Here is a 17,613-nt window from a genome sequence, read left to right as displayed (position 1 = left end):
GTGGCCATATCGCTATTCCAAAGCAACATAGCGGTATTGTCCTTTGGTCATCCATCGGCCTCGACCGGCAGCCCGGCACCGGTGGTCGCGCTGTCGAAGCTCACCGTCTTGATCACGGCAAAGACCTTGCCGCCAAGCCTGAGCCGCAGCGTGTGTTTCGACTGCTCGGTGATGCGCGCCAGCACGATTGCGCCAGTGCAGTCGATGGCGATTTCCACCGTGGGCCCCATCCCCGGCCTGACGGCCACAATCGTTCCCGGCAGTATGTTGAGCGCACTGAGGCCAACCGGCGGTTCGGTGGCAATCATCACGTCGCGGGCACGAATGCGGATGCGGACCGGCGCCCCGACCGGTGCCGCCAGACGCGGCACGCGGATATCGCCCGCCGCCGAGCCAAGCACGCTCATGCCGAAGGCCTCATCGTGGCGCAGCACCTTGGTGTCCAATACCGCGCCGCCCTCGCCGCGCTCTTCGGCGGGCAAAAGGTCGAGCCGCTGCATGATTGCTCCGGTCGCTCCTGAGGCAACGACATGGCCTTGCGCCAGCACCACGACGTCGCTGGCCAGCCGCGCCACCTCGGCGACGGAATGGCTGACATAGACGATCGGGATTTTGGTCTCGTCGCGCAGCCGCTCGATATAGGGCAGGATCTCGGCCTTGCGGGCTTCATCCAGTGAAGCCAGCGGCTCGTCCATCAACAGCAGTTTCGGGCTGGCAAGCAAAGCCCGGCCGATCGCCACGCGCTGCTTCTCGCCGCCGGAAAGTTTTGCCGGCCGCCGGTCGAGCAGATGGCCGATGCCGAGCAGCTCGACGACCGCATCGAAATCCGCATAGCGTTCTGCTGCCGGCGTGAACCAGCGGCCATAGCGCAGATTGCCGGCGACGCTCATATGCGGGAAGAGCCGCGCATCCTGGAACACCATGCCGATGCGGCGTCTGTGCTTGGGCACGAAGAGACCGGCATCGGTATCGACCAGCCTGCGCCCGTCGATCGCGATCCGGCCCCTGTCGGGGCGGATCAGCCCGGCGATCAGGTTGATCAGCGTCGTCTTGCCCGAGCCCGAAGGCCCGAACAGTGCCGTCAGCCGCCCGGCGCTCTCAAAGCTGGCGTCGACCGCGAAATCGCCAAGCCGGTGGCTGATGTCGACCAGGACCGTCATTCGATGTCCATCCGCCGGCCGATACGCCGCGCCAGCACCTCCGAGGCGACAAGGGCGGCCATCGAGATGACGATCGAAATCAGCGTCAGCCGGAGCGCGCCTTCATCGCCGCCCGGCACTTGCGTGAAGGTGTAGATCGCTGAGGGCAGCGTCTGAGTCTCGTTCGGGATGTTGGAGACGAAGGTGATCGTAGCGCCGAATTCGCCCATCGCCTTGGCGAAGGACAGGATCGCGCCTGCGATCAGCCCGGGCAGGATCAGCGGCAACGTGATGGTGGCAAACACCCAGAGCGGATTGGCGCCGAGCGTTCCGGCCGCCGCTTCCATCTTGCGATCGACCGCCTCGACGGACAGCCGGATCGCCCGCACCATCAAGGGAAATCCCATGATGCCGCAGGCCAGTGCTGCGCCCGTCCAGCGAAAGGAAAAGACAATGCCGAAATGTTCGGCCAGGAACGCGCCAGCCGGACCGCGCCTGCCGAAGGTCAGCAGCAGCAGATAGCCGGTCACCACCGGCGGCAGGATCAGTGGCAGGTGCACCAATCCGTTGAGCAGGGTCTTGCCCCAGAACTGGCCGCGCGCCAGCACCAGCGCGATCAATATGCCGGGCGGCAGGCTGGCGATCATCGCCACCGTCGCCACCTTGATCGACAGCCGGACCGCATTCCATTCGTCGGGAGTGAGGTCCAGCAGCCAGTTCATGCCTTGGTGTCGTGCCTCAGTTGCTCGGCGCCAGGATGGTGAAACCCTGCGCCTTGAAAAGCTCGGCCGCCTTGGCGGACTCAAGGCATTTCAGGAAGGCCGGTGTGTCCTTGTCCTTCGAATCCGCAGTCTGGGCAACCGGATAGACGATCGACGGATGCGAATCCACGGGGAAGGTGCCGACCACTTTCACGCCCTTTTCGGCATGCGCGTCGGTGGCATAGACGATGCCGAGCGGGGCTTCGCCGGTCGAGACCAGCTTCAGTGCCGCGCGCACATTCTCGGCCTGCGCCACCTTACCTTCGACCGAGGACCAGACGCCGAGCGATTCGAGTGCGGCCTTGCCGTATTTGCCGGCCGGCACCGCCTTGAAATCGCCCATGGCGAGCCTGCCGTCGCCGATCAGCTTGGCGAGGTCGAAACCTTTTTCGATCTTGGTCTCGGCCTTGGAATCCTTCGGCGCCACCAGCACGATCTGGTTGCCGAGCAGCTTCACTTCGGTGTCCGGTTTGGTCAGCTTCTTTTCGGAGAGGTATTTCATCCAGTCGAGGTCGGCCGAGATGAACACATCGGCCGGCGCGCCCCCCTCGATCTGCTTGGCCAGCGCCGAGCTCGCCGCATAGGAGATGGTCGCCGCTTCGCCGACATCGGCCTCGCAGGCCTTGTTGACGGCATCGAGCGCGTCCTTGAGGCTGGCGGCGGCAAACACGACCACCTTGTCTTCGGCATGGGCGGCCGACACTGCTGCCATCAAAATTGCCGTCAGCCCGCCGATGGCGATTGCCCTCAACCCGAAATCAAGCATGAAAACTCTCCCAGGGTTTGAAAATCCGTTCGGCTGAAAGCCTGCAATCGATATATCCGTATGAATATAACAAAGAAAGAGCTTTCGCGGGCTATGGCATTGTATGCCGGGGTTTTCTCGGCCTACGATGACCTTAACCGGATAGAGCGATGGAGCCTCCCATGAAGATCAGCGCCCGCAACACTCTCAAGGGAACGATCATCGAGATCGTCAAGGGAGCCACCACTTCGCATGTCCGCATCGACATCGGAGGCGCCGTCGTCACCGCTTCGATCACCAATGAGGCGGTGGACGACCTCAAGCTCGAAAGGGGCAAGCAAGCCTATGCCGTGATCAAGGCCTCGGACGTCATGGTCGGCATCGACTGATGGATTGAAAAGCACCAGGCAAGGCCTGGCGCTTCCGATCAGACCGCGATCGGCGCCTTGATCGACGCATCGGCGAAGTAGTTCTCCAGCCGGAAGTCCTCGAAGCGGAAGGCGAAGAGGTCCTTGACCTCCGGATTGATCCACATAGTCGGCAGCGCCTTGGGCGTGCGCTGCAACTGTTCGCGCGCCTGCTCGAAATGATTCGAATAGAGATGCGCGTCGCCGAGCGTGTGGACGAAATCACCGGGCTTTAGCCCCGTCACCTGCGCCACCATCATAGTGAGCAGCGCATAGGAGGCGATGTTGAAGGGAACGCCGAGGAAGATATCGGCCGAGCGCTGGTAGAGCTGGCAGGAGAGCCTGCTCTCAGAAACGTAGAACTGGAACAGGCAGTGGCAGGGCGGCAGCGCCATCGCCTCCACCTCGGCCGGGTTCCACGCCGAAACGATCAGCCGACGTGAATTAGGATTCTTGCGTATCTCCTTCAGAAGGCCAGCAATCTGGTCGATCCCGCCGCCATGGCCGTCCGGCCAGGAGCGCCATTGCTTGCCATAGACCGGGCCGAGATCGCCATTCTCGTCCGCCCATTCGTCCCAGATGGAGACGCCGTTGTCTTTGAGGTATTTGATGTTGGTGTCGCCGGCCAGGAACCACAGAAGCTCATGGATGATCGACTTCAGATGCAGCTTCTTGGTGGTGGTGACCGGAAAGCCGCGCGACAGGTCGAAGCGTATCTGGTAACCGAACACCCCGCGCGTACCCGTGCCGGTGCGGTCGCCGCGATCGACGCCGTTTTCCAGCACATGCTTCAACAGGTCGAGATACTGGCGCATCGGTTCCGGCTCGATTCGAGGTTTCGCCAATCATAGCGCAAGTACGCGCTGACGCCACGCTTGTCTGAAGTCTTCACCATCCTGGCCCCTGTTTCGGGCCGATGCGGTGCAGACCTTTTTCAGAATTCGCCCTGGCCAGTCGAATGGCGTGGTTTTCGAGAACCGGAGCGGAGCGTACTTAAAGTACGTGAGCACCGGAAGCGCAGAAGACCGTGTCAGTCGGCCGCCAGAGTAGAATTATCAAAAAGGTCTCAGAGGGCGCCGAGCTTGCCCAGATCCTTCGCAACCAGATAGTAGAAGGTCACCCGGCTCTTGGTGTTGTCGGCGGCCATCGCCTTGCAGGTCTTTTCGATCGACGCGTCGGCCTTGCCGGCGTCGGCGACGCCGAGCTTCTTCGCGGCCCAGTTCTCCCTGACGCGCTCCAGTTCCTTGGGATCGGTGCAGGACACCAGGGAAGAATCCCGGTTGCGCAGCGCAATGCCGAGATGCTTCACGATCTTGTCGACCGCATCGGCGCTGGCGCCGGCGTCGTACTTCTTCACGTCTGCAAGATAGTCGGCCATGAAAAATTCCCCTCGTCGGCGCCACGGATCCGGTCGATGAGGGTTGTGGCGCGCTGACGCAACTTGTGCGCTAGGCTGAAACTCCTCACCGCTCGGAAGCTTCGGTTGAGCACGCGAGCAAGTCAACCCTCAACGATCCAATTTGACACACGCACGAAAGGACATTGCGGCCTTTCATTTTCCACGATCGGCCCCTATATTCGTTTTGTCGGCTTGACCGACTATGGCGATAAATGGGCGATGAAATAAGCCGTTCGGACCCGGGGGCGGTACCCGGCGCCTCCACCAAAAACCGCTCTTTCAAAAGAGCGGCTTTTGCTGGGGGCGAAATAGGATCGACGAAGGTGTAAAGATCGTACTTTTGCCCGGCATTGTACCACCGTTATCGGGCTAAACTTATAGTTGCCAACGACAACTATGCGGAAGCTCGTCTCGCTGCTTAATGCAGTGCGAACGCTTCAAATCAAGCCCTAGAGGTTCGCACTTCTAGGCGGGGTTCGGAGGTACCTGGCAACAGAAACCTCCACTTCTCCCTTCAATGCATGCGTTAGCCAAGGCCTGACACCGTTCGGCGTTGCTCGTCGCTTGCCGCTGGGGTGAGACACGGCCGCGGCAGGCGCAAAAAAGGCCGGCAATGACCCGGCCTCTTTGCTTCTATGGATGTCAGTTATTCCGCCGGCGCTTCGACTGCTTCGCGCGAACGGCCGAGCGTCACCTTGGCCAGGCTGAACGAAATCACCGCGCACAGCGTGATGCCGGCAACCATCGGCAGCGGCGTGCCGTCGAAGAACAGGCCGGCGACACCCATGGCCAGCGCGCCGATGGCGAAGTGCAGCGTGCCCATCAGCGCCGAGGCCGTGCCGGCGATATCGCCATGCTCTTCCATGGCCAGCACCGAAGTCGTCGGGATGACCAGGCCGAGGAAGCCGTAGCCGACGAACAGCAGCGCCGCCATCACGTCGAGCCGGTCGACACCCGTCGCCATGATGGCGAACAGCAAGACCATGGTCGTTGCATAGCCGGTCACCGCGACACGTACGACGCGCCTAAGACCAAACCGCTCGGCCAGCATTCCAGTCAGCTGCGACATGCCGATGAAGGCGACCGCATTGATCGAGAAGAACACGCTGTAGACCGAAGGCGACAGCCCGTAATGGTCGATCAGGATGAAGGACGAGCTCGACAGATAGACGAAGAAGCTCGCAATGCCGAAGCCGGCGATCGCCACCAGGCCAAGGAAATTGCGGTCGCTCATCAGGAAGCGGTAACCGGACAGCGCCGTGCCGAAGGAGGAGCCGGCGCGTTCCTCGACCGGGCGTGTCTCCTTGAGCGAAGTCGCGAGCAGGATGGTGGCGAGCGCTGCCGCACCGGTCACCGTCCAGAACACGGCGCGCCAGCCGAACGTCTCGATGATCTGGCTGCCGGTCAGTGGCGCCAGGATCGGCGACACCGAAAACACCAGCATCAGCAGGGACATCAGCTTGGCGGCTTCGTTGCCGGTGTGCAGGTCACGCACGATGGCGCGCGGCACAGCCATGCCGGCGCTGGCGCCGAGCCCTTGCAGGAAGCGGAAGGCGATCAGCCACTCGATCGAAGGTGCCAGTGCCGAGCCGACGCCGCCAACCATGAACAGCGCAAGACCTCCGTAGAGCGGCAACTTGCGCCCGACCATGTCGGAGATCGGTCCGACCAGTATCTGACCAAAACCCATCGACAGGAAGAAGATCAGCAGGCTCATCTGCACGGCCGAGGTACCGGCGTGCAAATCCTCGCCGATCGAAGGCAGCGCCGGAAGGTACATGTCGATGGCGAACGGGCCGATGGCGGACAACAGGCCGAGCACGACCGCGATGCGGAGGAATTTGGGACTCATGATAAGGGCTTCTTTCGAATCTGGTTGCCGCCAGTGAACCGGCGTCTAACCCCAGGACGTTCCATCCCGTGACATTCCGACACCTCAGAGCGAACTTGTTCGTCTCTAGAGCGAATTCATTCGTCTCACTGACGCGAAATGTCCTTATGTTATGTCCACAAAATTAGACAGTCTTGTCTAATTCGTCAATCACCGCTATATAGATTTTTATGAAGCTCGGCGTTTCTCCTGACATTTTCCCGCCACGCAGCCACGAGGCAAAACGCATTTCAGTTGTCGAGGCTGCTGCCTCGGTCTTTTGCCGCGAGGGCTTTGCCGGCGCCAATATCGACCTGATCGCGGCCGAGGCCGGCGTGTCGCGCCAGACGGTCTACAATCACCATGGCGACAAGGAGAAACTCTTCGTCGCTGTCGTGCGCGACCTCACCGAGCGTTGCAACGCCGGCATCTTTGCCACCATCGCCACCTTTCCCGACCAGCCCAGCGACCTCGAAGCCGATCTAATCGGCTTCGCCATGCGCATGAACCGCAACTGCATCTGCAACCGCGACGGTAGGTTCCTGCGCAAGCTGATCCAGACCGAGGGCGAGCGCTATCCCGAACTCTTTGCCGAATGGCGCGAACAGGGGCCGGGCCGGACCTGGTCGGCGCTTGCCGCCCGCTTCGCCCGTCTTGCCTATGCCGGTCACCTGTCGATCGAGGATCCCGATGTGGCAGCACGCCAGTTTCTTGCGCTGATCAACGCCGAGTTGCAGATAACCTTCATGCTCGGCGCCATGCCTGAGGACGAAGAGGTGCTTCAGTCCGCCACCAATGGCGTACGCACCTTCCTCAGCGCCTTCGGCAGACAAAAGAGCGCGAGTCACGCGGCCAGAAAAAGCGCCCTGGTCAGCGCCTGAGCCGTCAAATCGTCACCAATGGCCTTCGCTTCGAGGCGCCTGCGATCTATATCCGGTTTACGCCGCGCTCAAGCTTGATTACAGCTAGGCGCACGATTCAACGGAACCCGACCGCCACATGGCCGACGACCACATCCGCTACGACATTCTGGCCCAGGAGGCGTTGCGCGGCGTCATGCGCAAGGTCCTGGCCGAAGTCGCACGCACCGGCCTTCCCGGCAACCATCATTTCTTCATCACCTTCCTCACCGGCGCACCAGGCGTGCGCGTGTCTTCGCGGCTGCGCGAGCGCTATCCCGAGCAGATGACCATCGTCATCCAGTTCCAGTACTGGGACCTGAAAGTGACCGACACCGGCTTCGAGGTCGGTCTGTCCTTCTCCGACGTGCCGGAAAAACTCGAGATCCCCTTCTCCGCCGTGCGCGGTTTCTACGATCCGTCCGTCAATTTCGAACTTGAATTCGACGTCAAAACGGATGGCGCGGCAGAGGACGAGCCGGCGGCACCGGCTCCCGAACCGCTCGCCGTTGTCGAGAAGAAGCCCGAGTCGAAGAAGAAGGCTGCAGCCGAGGCCGAGAAGAAGCCTGCCGCGGCCGATGCAGCCGGTAAGGGCGCCGACGTCGTATCCCTCGACGCCTTCCGCAAGAAGTGATCCGAAAGGCGGCGCGACATGGGCGACGTCGTCAATCTCCGCCAGGCCCGCAAGCAGAAGGCGCGGAGCGAGAAAGAACGGCTGGCCGAACAGAACCGGGTGCTGCACGGCCGGTCCAGGTCCGATCGGGACCGTGACCGGCTGACGTCCGACAAGGCCGGGAAATTCATCGCCGGCCATCGCCGCGAGAAGCCCGGCAGTCGCGACGACCAGTGAGTGCTGTCAAGTGAACCCGGTCGAAAAACGCTCGGTGACGATCCGCGGCCACCGCACCAGCTATTCGCTCGAAAAGCCCTTTTATGACGATCTCGTCGCCATCGCCGCGGCGCGCAAACTGACGCTTGCCGCTTTGGTCGCCGAAATCGATGAGACCCGCCCCCGCGACGCCAACCTCTCCTCCGCGCTCAGGCTGCATGTGCTGGACTGGGCGAAGCATGGGATGAGCGGTTCTCCTTAGAGCGGTTCAACGAATGATTAAACCGCACTAATCCTTTGTTTTTACACATTCCGGACGGAAAACCGCTATGCACTCTTCCTGGAATTGCTAGCCGCCGTCCAGCGACTTCAGCAGATTGTCGATCGTGAACGGATTGGCCTTGGGCTTCAGCGGCGCTGGAGCCGAACTGTCATTGACGCCGGGAAGTGAGCGGTCGACCTTTGACGCCTGCTCGGCGGCCTTGCGTTTGGCCTCGAGCCTGGCCTTTTCTTCCGACGCGATCCGCGTCGCCTCCTCCGCCTTCCGGCGTTCCTGCTCCGCGGCCTGCGCCTTGGCCGCATCGTCGGCCGCCTGTTGCTCTGCCTTGGCCTTCGCTTCAGCATCGGCCTTGGCTTTCGCGTCCGCCTCGGCTTGGGCTTGGGCTTGGGCTTGGGCTTGGGCTTCGGCATCGGCCTTGGCTTTGGCATCCGCTTCGGCTTGCGCCTTGGCGTCAGCCTCCGCCTTGGCTTTTGCCTCGGCTTCGGCCTGGGCTTTTGCCTCGGCTTCAGCCTTTGCCTTGGCCTCGGCCTGCAGCCGCGCCTCTTCCTCTTGCCGCCGCAATTCCTCGGCCGCCCTGTCGCGTTCGGTCTGCAGGGCGGCGTAGTAGCGCACCTCGCGCCGCAGCCGCTGCTTCTCCAGCAGCGCCGCCTGCATCGCTTCGACCCGCTGCTGCTCCTTCTCCAGCGCGCGCTGAGTCAGGAATTGCGCCAGCGGTTCGCTGTCGAACTGGCGCTTGGCAGCGCCGAGCGGGCCCACGACGCTGAAGTTCACCGCCGGGTCGGAGCCGACCAGCGCCTCGTCGCCGGGCCGATAGGTGATCGACCCTCTTGCGTCGACGGTGCTCGCGTTCAGGTCCGCAGAGATGTCGGCAGACAGCGTTGCCGCCGGGTTTTCGAGACTGATCGGCGGCGCCCGCAGAATGCCGCCGGCAAGCGTGAAGGCAATGTCGGTGTCACCCGCGGCGAAACTGCCGTCGGCGGCGATCTCAGGCGCAAAGCCGGCGGTCTTGGCCGCATCGATATCGCGCCCGATCGTATCGGCCTTGGCGATGAAGGCGCCGAAGGCATCGGGATTGACGCCGGCGATGGCGAGGCCCTTCAGCGCCGCCGTGCCCGAGCCGGACAGCGCCGCCACCATGGCATCGACCGATTTGCCGCTGGTCGACAGCGTCGTCGAGACATCGCCGCTGCCGCTCAAGCCGGCCCCCGGCAGCACGGCCGAGAGATCCCCGCCGGCAAGTTTCATCTGGCCGGAGAAAAGCCCGGTGCCGTCATTGTTCTTCAGTTCGAACAGGCCGGTCAGCTCGCCGCCGAAGAGCTTGGCCTTGAGGTCGGAAACGCGCATGCCCTCCTGGTCGAGCTTCAGCGACAGCGCCGCGTCATAGGCGGTGGCGAACGGGCCGGCGGCAAGTGCCGCGGTGGTAAGGTCGAGATCGGCGGTGAACGGCAGGTTGGGCTTCTGGCTGAACGGCGCCGTCGGCCAGGGACCTTTGCCGGCGAGGAGGGACTGGTCGCCGAACAGCGCCACCGCCATCGGGTCGAGGTCGAGTTCGTCGAGCGCCAGCGCCCCGGCCAGATGCGGCACCCCGTCCTTCACGTCGACATTGACGTCGCCGGAAACCGCCGCTTCGTTGAGGGCGCCGCTGAATTCGTCCAGCACCAGCAGACCATTGCCATAGTCGGCCTGTGACGTGAGCGATGCCGACATGCCGGTGCCCATGCCGGGCAATCCGACGCCGGTCGTCATCAGCCACGGCTCGATGTCGGCGGCGTAGAGGCTGATCTTGCCCTTTGCGGTCGCCCCTTGCGGCGTCTCGGCAACCGTTCCCTCGAACGCCGCCCGGAAATCGTCGCCCGTAAGGGTGAAGCTCGTCGCAAGGCCACCGCCAAACGTACCTTTCGCCGAGATTTCGGTGGTTGCCTGGCCAAGCATGCCAAGCGGCAGCGCCGGCAAACCATAAAGCGCGAGCAGCGCCGTGGCGTCGGCATTCCTGGCATTGAAGGTCAGCATCACCGGCGCCTCGAGAAGCCTGTCGGCCGCCCCCTTGCCGGAAAGCGATGCCGAAAAGGCCGAGCCGCCGGCCTTGCCCTGTGCGCTCACTGCCAGCCCCGTCGTGCCGTCGCCATTGTCGGCCGCACTCGTCACCAGATCGATGCGGGCGTCCTGGAACAGCTCGGGATAGGCGGCTGCGCGGGCCGCCAGGCCCTTCAGCACCTCGTTGCCAGGATAGTGCTGCGTGGCGACATCGACCAGCGGCTTCAGATCGACGGCGACCACCGAGGCGTCGAGCTTGCCGGTCGGGCTTGCCGGGAAATCCTTAATCCGGCCGGTGGCACTGATCGAGGCGCCGGCCAGTCCGCCTACCGACAGTCTATCGATTTCGAGCAGGCCTTGGCGCAGCCTCAGCGCCGTATCGACCGTGTCGGCGGTCAGGCCGCCAGCGCTGACCGGCCCGGCCTTGATCTGAAAATCGAGATCGCGGTCCGAAAAGCGGTTGGCGCCCTTGTCGCTGACGAAGATCGAGGCGAAGGCCGTCAGCCCGTCGACGTCGAGCTCGCCGCCCTCCAGCCGCATCAGCACCGACGGTCTGGCGTCGTCGGCCTGGCTGGAATCGATGCGGCCGGAAAACTTCGCCTTGCCGAGGATCAGTTCGAGATCGCTGAACGCCTGGCGCTTCTCGCTGAGATCGACCTTGGCCTTGAAGCCGGCGGCGGGCAGCCGGCGGATCGCCTCGTCGACATCCTTCGACAGCCAGGCGGCGAAACCGGACGGCTGCGCCACGGCGAGGAGCAGCGAGCCGGTGAAGCCAAAGTGATCCTGGACGCTGAGCATGCCGTTGGCTTCCAGCGTGGCGCGGCCGGGCAGCGTCGCGGCCAGCGACTTGACCGACCAGCCGCCATCGGTCGGCTCGGCCGACAGGTGCACGTCGCGCACCGTCGTGTCGCCAGCCACCACCGCTGGCAACTTGACCTCGACGGTGCCCGGTATGGTCGGCTTGGGCATTTGCAGCAGCGCCCGCTCCAGCGCGTCGACCCGCTGCGACAGCGTCAGCCCGGCGCCGGCGGCACCCACGGCCTCGTCGAACTGCACCTGCGCGCCATTGGCTTCGATCGCGAAGCGCGGATCGATCCCGAGATCGACCGAAGCCTTGCCGTCGGCCGTATAGGGATTGTCGAGCGGCCCGGTCTCGAAGCGGAACTCATCGAAGGAAAGTTTGTGGTGATCGAGCGAGAACTTGCCGTTGAGCCGGAAGCCGGGATCCGGCTTACCGGTCGAGACCTTCACCGGCTCGCCATCGGTGCCGCGCAGCTCGGCCGAATTCTTGTCGGCGTCATTCTTGCCGGAGCCATTCTTGTCGGAGCCATTCTTGTCGGAGCCATTTTTGTCGGCAGCCGAGATCTTGAACTGACCCGAATACACCGCGGCGCCCTTGACGATGCCGGCATTGCCATCGGCCTCGATGACCAGCGGATAGGCGTCCGGATCGGCCTTGAGCCGAAGCCGCATCTGCCCATTGCCCTCCGCCTTGCCGGTCGACGCGATGACCTCCGTGCGCAGGCCGTCGAAGCGCAGCGAGCCGTCCATCCGCCAAGGCCCGGCGAGCGACTTGGCCGAGATGGTCGAGTTGATCTCGGAAATCAGATGATCGCGCCCGCCGGCGGCATGGCGCAACGCGACCTCTCCCTCGGTCACCGTCAGCTTCTCGATCGAAATCTGGTTGATGTCGAAGGGCGAGGTCGGCCGCATCGCCCAGTCGACCGTGCCGTCGGCGGCGATATCGATCGTCGCCTTCGGCCGCACCAGCCGCATGTCGAAGATCAGCACCTCACCGCTCAGGAACGGCGCCAACTCCGCATCCATCGAAAATGTCTCGACGGTCATCGCCGGTTGGCCGCCGGGGCCGCCGGCAACCGCGACATTGGAAAAAGTCACAGAAGGAAACGGCAGCAGCCTCGCCGTGGCGTCACCTTGCACGGTGACCTTGCGGCCGAGAATGGCGCTCGCCTCGCGCTCGAAATCGGCACGGTAGCCTGTCCAGTCGACGAAATGCGGCACCACCAGCGCCGCGCACAGCACCAGCACGAAAAGGCCACCGAAGATCACTAACAGGCGTGCGAGCATCTGCTCCGATTGGGTTGATTGAAAATCAGCCGCACTCTACCCGCATCCGCGTGTCTATAAAGAGGCAATTCGATTACCGCTGCTGTCTATTTGCCAGGCAATATCTTGCCCGGGTTCATGATGTTAAGCGGATCGAGCGCCTGCTTGATCGTGCGCATGATGTCGACGCCGTGGCCAAGTTCGTGGCGCAGGAAGCCGATCTTGCCTTGCCCGATGCCGTGCTCGCCGGTGCAGGTGCCTTCCATGGCGATCGCCCGCATGTTGAGCCTGGCGACAAATTTTTCCGCCAGCGCGATCTCTTGCGGGTTGTCGACATCCATCAGCACCAGCACATGGAAGTTGCCGTCGCCGGCATGGCCGACGATTGGCGCGACCAGCCCCATCTCGGCGATATCGGCCTCGGTCTCCGTGACGCATTCGGCAAAGCGCGAGATCGGCACGCAGACATCGGTCGACAGCCCCTTGGCGCCGGGCCGCAGCGTCAGCGACGACCAATAGGCATCGTGCCTGGCCTTCCAAAGTTTCGTCCGCTCCTCGGCGACGCTGGTCCAGAGGAACGGCCCGCCGCCATTCTCCTCGGCGATCATGCCAAAGGTCTCCGCCTGCTCGGCGACGCCCGCGTCGCTGCCGTGGAATTCGACGAACAGGCACGGGCTCTCCGGATAGTCGAGCTTGGAGTAATTTTTCATCGCCCGCATCTGCAGCGCGTTGACCAGCTCGATGCGCGCCACCGGAATGCCCATTTGGATGGTGGCGATCACCGCATTGCAGGCAGCCTCCAGGCTGGGAAACGGGCAGACGCCGCCGGAGATCGCCTGCGGGATGCCCTGCAGCTTCAGCGTCAGCGCCGTGATGATGCCAAGCGTGCCCTCCGAGCCGACCAAGAGCCGCGTCAGGTCGTAGCCGGCCGAGCTCTTCTTCGCCCGCTTGCCGGTCGTCACCGCTTCGCCATCGGCCATGACCGCTGTCAGCGACAGCACGTTCTCGCGCATCGTGCCGTAGCGCACGGCGTTGGTTCCGGACGCGCGTGTCGCCGCCATGCCGCCGAGCGAGGCATTGGCGCCGGGGTCGATCGGGAAGAATAGGCCGGTGTCGCGCAGATGCCGGTTAAGGTCCTCGCGCGTCACGCCGGGCTCGACGGTGCAATCGAGATCCTGCGGATTGACCGAAAGGATGCGGTTCATCCGCGACGTGTCGATGGAAATGCCGCCGCCCGGCGCGTTGGTGTGTCCCTCGAGCGACGAGCCGACGCCGAAGGCGATCACCGGCACGCGGTGCGTGGCACAGGCGCGCACGATCTCCTGCACTTCCGCCGTTGTCTCGACAAAGGCGACGCCATCGGGTGCCTGCGTCGGGATATAGGTGGTGGTGTGGGCATGCTGGGCACGGATCGCCTCGCCGGTCTGGAAGCGCTCGCCGAGCGTCTGCTTGAGGATGCCGAGCACGGCGGCGATGCCCTCCTCGTTGCGCTCGACCGGATTGAGGTCGCTCAGAGCCATGAATTCCTCCGCGAATGGACCAGCGGCCACCCTTGTTGTGTAGCTATGGATGCGTAGTCTCACCTGCCACGCCCTGTCCAGCTATCCAGAAGGAAAACAAGATGCCAAACCCCGCCCCGTTCGTATCTCGGGCCATGGATATCGAGAAGGACTGGATCGACTACAACGGCCATCTCAACATGGCCTATTACAACGTGCTGTTCGACCGCTGCTCGGACGACGCCTTCGAGATGATGGGGATGGGGCCGAACTACGCCAAGGAGCGGCGGCTGACCATCTACACGGCCGAAGTCCACGTCTGCTACGTCCAGGAACTGCACCTGGAGCACAAGGTCGTGGTCTCCTTCCAACTCATCGACCATGACGACAAGCGGCTCCGCGTCTACCAGGAGATCCGCCATGTCGACGGCTGGCTCGCCGCCACCTCCGAATCGCTGTCGCTGCATGTCGACATGTCCGGGCCGAAGGTGGCGCCCTTCCCGGCCGACGTCCTTGCAAAGGTGGAAGCGATGCGATCAGCCCATGCCGAGCTGCCGATGCCGGAACGCGCCGGCCGCTCGATCGGGATTCGCCGCAAGACTGCTTGAAGCTGCCTGGCGCCCACGTTAACCTTACCGAGGTTTTAACGTGAACAAGCCAATTGAGTCGTTGAACGACTCAGTGAGGCGTTTGAAAACGTACGCATCGGGTTGCGGTACCGGCGGCGGGCAAGGCGGTTCGAGGAACGTGCATGAAAACCGACATCAAGGTCGAAGTGGACAGGCTGGCGGCCGATCCACGCATCACCGACTATGATTTCTGGCGCTCGCTCAAGAACGTCAACAACGAGATCTTTCATATCGCCAACAACAACGAGCCGATCCCCTTCGACATGATCCGCTGGCGCGCCATCCTGAAGCAGGCGCGCATGAAACGCGGTCATATCTAGAGCAGTTCCAGGAAAAGTGCGCAGCGGTTTTCCGTCCGGAATTGCGTAAAAACAAATACTTAGAGCGGGTCACCTATCGGAAGCCGAACCGCTCTAACGCCGGCGCGCACTTCATTCTCTGAACATCAAGGCTGGCGCTTGAGCGCCCCCAAAGGCGAACGCGTCACCACCGGTGACGACTGGATGATCGCGGTGTTGGTCATCGCGTAGGGGATGATGCGGTCGATCACGCGTTCGAGCTCGGCCACCGAGCCGACATGGGCCAGCGCAATGAAGCAGTCCTCGCCGGTCACCCGGTCGCATTGCGCGATCTCGGGCAGGTCGCGGATGATGTCGGCAACAACAGCCAATTGTCCCGGCACCGGCCTGATGCGCAGCCAGGCGGACAGCTTCATGCCAGGGCGGCCGGATTGATCCGGACCGTATAGATCTCGATGACGCCGTTCTCCTGCAGCCGCTTGATTCGCTCGGCCACGCTCGGCGCCGACAGACCGACGGCACGCGCCAGTTCAGCCGTGCTGGTGCGCGCATCCTTTTCCAGCAGGCGAAGGATCTTCAGGTCCGCAGCGTCGAGTTCGGGATTTTCGTTTCGAAGGCGTTTCAAGGAAAACTCCTTTCATCCAGAAAGACAATTATCGAGAAAGTCGATCTTCATCCATATAAATCGAGAAATCTGCCTGCGATACTGATCGCATGGAAGATCAAACGCAAGCCCCGGCCACGCACCCTGCCCTCGCCGGCCCTGCCTTCGGCACGATGGCGGCCTCCCTGCCGCCACATGTCTGGTTCGGCGTCAGCGCGGTGTTCCATTATCTGGGGCCGGCCTTTGCCGTGCTGCTTTTCCCGCATGTCGGCGTACTCGGCATGGCGTGGCTGCGCATCGCCACCGCCGCCCTCGTCTTTGCGCCATTGACCCGGCCGTGGTCGGTCTTCGCCCACGCCGACCGGTCGGCACGGCTGCTGCTTCTGGCTTTCGGCGCCTGCCTGGCGGTGATGAACTGTTCGTTCTACCTGGCACTGGACCGCTTGCCGATTTCGCTGGTGGCGGCGATCGAATTCGTCGGCACCATCGGCGTTGCGCTTGTCGGCCTGCGCAGCCCGCGCAATCTCGCCGCGCTTGCCGTGGCCGTCACGGGCACTTTGCTTTTGATCGACGTCAAATGGTCGGATGATCCGGTCGGCCTATTCTGGGCCTTCCTCAACGGTGCGCTGTTTGTCTGCTACATCGTGCTCGGCCACCGCATCGCCGCTTCAGGCGCCGGCGGCGGCATCGCCGCGCTTGGCGCGGCCATGGCGATCGCTTTCTTTATGGTGCTGCCCATCGGCTTCACCGATGCGCTGCCCGCCTTTTCGTCGCCGCCACTACTGCTCGCGGCCATCGGCGTCGGCATCTGCTCGTCGGTCATCCCCTATATCTGCGACCAGCTCGCCATGTCGCGGCTGCCGCGCGCGAGCTTCGCGCTGATGCTGTCGCTGCTGCCGGTCACGGCGACGCTGATCGGCGTCGTCGTGCTTCGCCAGATCCCCAGCCTCACCGACTGCCTCGGCATCGCGCTGGTGGTCGCCGGCGTCGCCGTGCACAGACCGGCGCCAAAGTGATCCGCCGCGAGGCTACGCCAGTTTCTCCTTCAGGAAAGCTACCGTTCGTCCCCAGGCCAGATCCGCCGCCTTCTTGTCGTAGCGCGCCGCCGAAGTGTCGTTGTTGAAGGCATGATTGACGCCGTCATAAACGTAGACCGTGTATTCGACATGGGCCGCATCGAGCGCCTTCTTGTAGGCATCAATCCCGGCATTGATGCGCTCGTCCAGCCCCGCATAATGCAGCAGCAGCGCCGCCTTGATCTTAGGCACATCCTCGGCTTTCGGCTGCATGCCGTAATAGGCGACCCCGGCACCGAGGTCCGGCGAATTGACAGCCAGCGTGTTCACCGTACCACCGCCCCAGCAGAAGCCGACGGCGCCAACCTTGCCATTGCCGTCCTTGTCGCCCTTGAGGAACGCGACCGTTGCCACGGCATTGGCTCCTGTCTGCGCCGGATCGAGCTTCGTGAACAAGTCGCGCGCCTTGTCCTCGTCGCCTGGCGTGCCGCCGAGCGGCGACAAAAAGTCCGGCGCCAGTGCCACGAACCCTTCCAGCGCCACGCGCCGCGCCACGTCCCTGATATGCGGATTGAGTCCCCTGTTCTCATGCACAACGATGACCGTGCCGAGCTTGCCGGTCTGGTCCGCCGGCTTGACCAGATAACCTTTCATCTCGCCGCCGCTGCCGGGATAGGTGATGTCCTGCCCCTTCACCCGTGGATCGTCCTCGGCCACGATCGCCGCCTTGGCGGAATTTGCCGCCAGCAACGGCACGATCGCAGCGGCCGCGGCACCCGATCCGGCAAGCCTGGTCAACTGTTCCATGAAGCGGCGGCGGTCGAGCGTCAGGTGCGTGTATTCGTCATAGGCGTCGATCATCGCCTGGGTGATGGCAGGCCTGGCGGCTTCGGGCCTGGTGGCGGACTTTGTCATGGCACGTTCCTCGTCGGGATGACCTTGCGGCGCAAGATAGGGTCGAGGCTGGCATGGTCCAGTCCCGGATCATTGAGGCGGCTATCGCAGTAAACCGCAACGTCAGTTGGGCTGCCCTGAATCAAGGCCCGCAATTCTCCCGTTGCGTTTACGAAAATCGGTTCCGACTTTCGCAGACGATGCTGTAGGGTGCAGGTGGGGGAACAGCCGTAGTCTTGCGG

Annotated in this window: 17 protein-coding genes, 1 other RNA gene and 1 pseudogene; 9 read left to right on the top strand and 10 right to left on the bottom strand. The window is 63.3% G+C overall.

The annotated features are described in order from the left end of the window. Positions 1-47: 47 nt before the first annotated feature. The 3 genes from modC to modA are packed head-to-tail and all read right to left on the bottom strand — an operon-like array spanning position 48 to position 2,666. Positions 48-1,160: a molybdenum ABC transporter ATP-binding protein gene (gene modC, locus AC04SI_RS04045; RefSeq protein WP_488473942.1), complete on the bottom strand. Its 1,113-nt coding sequence runs from the start codon at positions 1,158-1,160 to the stop codon at positions 48-50. Beyond that, the gene (gene modB / locus AC04SI_RS04040) at positions 1,157-1,861 is read right to left on the bottom strand and encodes a molybdate ABC transporter permease subunit (protein WP_404275554.1); all 705 of its coding nucleotides are present in this window, start codon (positions 1,859-1,861) and stop codon (positions 1,157-1,159) included. The genes modC and modB overlap by 4 nt, the downstream gene beginning before the upstream one ends. A 16-nt stretch (positions 1,862-1,877) precedes the next feature. Continuing rightward, positions 1,878-2,666, bottom strand: coding sequence for a molybdate ABC transporter substrate-binding protein (modA, locus tag AC04SI_RS04035; RefSeq protein ID WP_404275552.1), 789 nt, complete (start codon positions 2,664-2,666; stop codon positions 1,878-1,880). A 161-nt stretch (positions 2,667-2,827) separates the two neighbouring features. On the opposite strand from modA, the gene AC04SI_RS04030 reads away from it, so the two are divergent. Beyond that, positions 2,828-3,034 carry a TOBE domain-containing protein gene (locus tag AC04SI_RS04030; RefSeq protein WP_006204920.1) on the top strand — a complete coding sequence of 69 codons (207 nt, stop codon included), beginning with the start codon at positions 2,828-2,830 and terminating at the stop codon, positions 3,032-3,034. Positions 3,035-3,072: 38 nt separating this feature from the next. On the opposite strand, the gene AC04SI_RS04025 is transcribed toward AC04SI_RS04030, so the two are convergent. Both AC04SI_RS04025 and AC04SI_RS04020 read right to left on the bottom strand, forming a co-directional pair. Continuing rightward, positions 3,073-3,867 (bottom strand): thymidylate synthase, encoded by a 795-nt coding sequence (locus tag AC04SI_RS04025; RefSeq protein WP_404275842.1) that lies wholly within the window; start codon positions 3,865-3,867, stop codon positions 3,073-3,075. 251 nt (positions 3,868-4,118) lie between these two features. Beyond that, positions 4,119-4,430 (bottom strand): DUF2853 family protein, encoded by a 312-nt coding sequence (locus AC04SI_RS04020; protein WP_192180890.1) that lies wholly within the window; start codon positions 4,428-4,430, stop codon positions 4,119-4,121. A 168-nt stretch (positions 4,431-4,598) separates the two neighbouring features. On the opposite strand from AC04SI_RS04020, the gene ssrA reads away from it, so the two are divergent. Then, positions 4,599-4,958: a transfer-messenger RNA gene (gene ssrA, locus AC04SI_RS04015) on the top strand. Positions 4,959-5,097: 139 nt separating this feature from the next. On the opposite strand, the gene AC04SI_RS04010 is transcribed toward ssrA, so the two are convergent. Continuing rightward, positions 5,098-6,303 carry a multidrug effflux MFS transporter gene (locus AC04SI_RS04010; RefSeq protein WP_404275550.1) on the bottom strand — a complete coding sequence of 402 codons (1,206 nt, stop codon included), beginning with the start codon at positions 6,301-6,303 and terminating at the stop codon, positions 5,098-5,100. 209 nt (positions 6,304-6,512) lie between these two features. On the opposite strand from AC04SI_RS04010, the gene AC04SI_RS04005 reads away from it, so the two are divergent. The 4 genes from AC04SI_RS04005 (at position 6,513) to AC04SI_RS03990 (ending at position 8,311) form a co-directional block, all read left to right on the top strand. Beyond that, entirely contained in the window at positions 6,513-7,202 is a 690-nt protein-coding gene (locus tag AC04SI_RS04005) for a TetR/AcrR family transcriptional regulator (protein ID WP_404275548.1), read from the top strand. A 118-nt stretch (positions 7,203-7,320) separates the two neighbouring features. Then, a complete protein-coding gene (locus tag AC04SI_RS04000) occupies positions 7,321-7,854 on the top strand; it encodes an SspB family protein (RefSeq protein ID WP_006204915.1) in 534 nt (177 codons plus the stop codon). An 18-nt stretch (positions 7,855-7,872) separates the two neighbouring features. Beyond that, complete coding sequence (locus tag AC04SI_RS03995) at positions 7,873-8,070, top strand: DUF4169 family protein (RefSeq protein WP_404275545.1); 198 nt, start codon at positions 7,873-7,875, stop codon at positions 8,068-8,070. 10 nt (positions 8,071-8,080) lie between these two features. Further along, positions 8,081-8,311 carry a ribbon-helix-helix domain-containing protein gene (locus AC04SI_RS03990; RefSeq protein ID WP_488473941.1) on the top strand — a complete coding sequence of 77 codons (231 nt, stop codon included), beginning with the start codon at positions 8,081-8,083 and terminating at the stop codon, positions 8,309-8,311. Between the two features lie 87 nt (positions 8,312-8,398). Here AC04SI_RS03990 and AC04SI_RS03985 read toward each other — a convergent pair whose 3' ends face one another. After that, positions 8,399-12,451 (bottom strand): AsmA family protein, encoded by a 4,053-nt coding sequence (locus AC04SI_RS03985; RefSeq protein WP_488473940.1) that lies wholly within the window; start codon positions 12,449-12,451, stop codon positions 8,399-8,401. A gap of 86 nt (positions 12,452-12,537) precedes the next feature. After that, the gene (locus tag AC04SI_RS03980) at positions 12,538-13,950 is read right to left on the bottom strand and encodes an FAD-binding oxidoreductase (RefSeq protein WP_436172444.1); all 1,413 of its coding nucleotides are present in this window, start codon (positions 13,948-13,950) and stop codon (positions 12,538-12,540) included. 101 nt (positions 13,951-14,051) lie between these two features. Between AC04SI_RS03980 and AC04SI_RS03975 the strand changes: the two genes are divergently transcribed. Both AC04SI_RS03975 and AC04SI_RS03970 read left to right on the top strand, forming a co-directional pair. After that, a complete protein-coding gene (locus AC04SI_RS03975) occupies positions 14,052-14,537 on the top strand; it encodes a thioesterase family protein (RefSeq protein WP_488473939.1) in 486 nt (161 codons plus the stop codon). A 143-nt stretch (positions 14,538-14,680) separates the two neighbouring features. Then, positions 14,681-14,878, top strand: a complete 198-nt coding sequence (locus AC04SI_RS03970; protein ID WP_192180881.1) for a hypothetical protein — start codon at positions 14,681-14,683, stop codon at positions 14,876-14,878. Between the two features lie 125 nt (positions 14,879-15,003). Here the strand turns inward: AC04SI_RS03970 and AC04SI_RS03965 are convergent. Next, positions 15,004-15,482: pseudogene (locus tag AC04SI_RS03965) on the bottom strand (Lrp/AsnC family transcriptional regulator). Positions 15,483-15,571: 89 nt separating this feature from the next. Here AC04SI_RS03965 and AC04SI_RS03960 point away from each other — a divergent pair. Further along, positions 15,572-16,477 carry an EamA family transporter gene (locus tag AC04SI_RS03960; protein ID WP_488473938.1) on the top strand — a complete coding sequence of 302 codons (906 nt, stop codon included), beginning with the start codon at positions 15,572-15,574 and terminating at the stop codon, positions 16,475-16,477. A 12-nt stretch (positions 16,478-16,489) separates the two neighbouring features. Here AC04SI_RS03960 and AC04SI_RS03955 read toward each other — a convergent pair whose 3' ends face one another. Continuing rightward, complete coding sequence (locus AC04SI_RS03955) at positions 16,490-17,392, bottom strand: dienelactone hydrolase family protein (protein ID WP_488473937.1); 903 nt, start codon at positions 17,390-17,392, stop codon at positions 16,490-16,492. Between the last annotated feature and the right edge of the window lie 221 nt (positions 17,393-17,613).

This window comes from Mesorhizobium sp. CNPSo 4689 (assembly GCF_057784325.1).
This window is presented reverse-complemented; position numbering and strand designations above follow the sequence as displayed.

What these genes read in the sequence shown, in the direction of transcription:
- modC (WP_488473942.1), bottom strand. Translation starts at nt 1,160, where the DNA reads ATGACGGTCCTGGTCGACATCAGCCACCGGCTTGGCGATTTCGCGGTC.
- modB (WP_404275554.1), bottom strand. Translation starts at nt 1,861, where the DNA reads ATGAACTGGCTGCTGGACCTCACTCCCGACGAATGGAATGCGGTCCGG.
- modA (WP_404275552.1), bottom strand. Translation starts at nt 2,666, where the DNA reads ATGCTTGATTTCGGGTTGAGGGCAATCGCCATCGGCGGGCTGACGGCA.
- AC04SI_RS04030 (WP_006204920.1), top strand. Translation starts at nt 2,828, where the DNA reads ATGAAGATCAGCGCCCGCAACACTCTCAAGGGAACGATCATCGAGATC.
- AC04SI_RS04025 (WP_404275842.1), bottom strand. Translation starts at nt 3,867, where the DNA reads ATGCGCCAGTATCTCGACCTGTTGAAGCATGTGCTGGAAAACGGCGTC.
- AC04SI_RS04020 (WP_192180890.1), bottom strand. Translation starts at nt 4,430, where the DNA reads ATGGCCGACTATCTTGCAGACGTGAAGAAGTACGACGCCGGCGCCAGC.
- AC04SI_RS04010 (WP_404275550.1), bottom strand. Translation starts at nt 6,303, where the DNA reads ATGAGTCCCAAATTCCTCCGCATCGCGGTCGTGCTCGGCCTGTTGTCC.
- AC04SI_RS04005 (WP_404275548.1), top strand. Translation starts at nt 6,513, where the DNA reads ATGAAGCTCGGCGTTTCTCCTGACATTTTCCCGCCACGCAGCCACGAG.
- AC04SI_RS04000 (WP_006204915.1), top strand. Translation starts at nt 7,321, where the DNA reads ATGGCCGACGACCACATCCGCTACGACATTCTGGCCCAGGAGGCGTTG.
- AC04SI_RS03995 (WP_404275545.1), top strand. Translation starts at nt 7,873, where the DNA reads ATGGGCGACGTCGTCAATCTCCGCCAGGCCCGCAAGCAGAAGGCGCGG.
- AC04SI_RS03985 (WP_488473940.1), bottom strand. Translation starts at nt 12,451, where the DNA reads ATGCTCGCACGCCTGTTAGTGATCTTCGGTGGCCTTTTCGTGCTGGTG.
- AC04SI_RS03980 (WP_436172444.1), bottom strand. Translation starts at nt 13,950, where the DNA reads ATGGCTCTGAGCGACCTCAATCCGGTCGAGCGCAACGAGGAGGGCATC.
- AC04SI_RS03975 (WP_488473939.1), top strand. Translation starts at nt 14,052, where the DNA reads ATGCCAAACCCCGCCCCGTTCGTATCTCGGGCCATGGATATCGAGAAG.
- AC04SI_RS03970 (WP_192180881.1), top strand. Translation starts at nt 14,681, where the DNA reads ATGAAAACCGACATCAAGGTCGAAGTGGACAGGCTGGCGGCCGATCCA.
- AC04SI_RS03960 (WP_488473938.1), top strand. Translation starts at nt 15,572, where the DNA reads ATGGAAGATCAAACGCAAGCCCCGGCCACGCACCCTGCCCTCGCCGGC.
- AC04SI_RS03955 (WP_488473937.1), bottom strand. Translation starts at nt 17,392, where the DNA reads ATGACAAAGTCCGCCACCAGGCCCGAAGCCGCCAGGCCTGCCATCACC.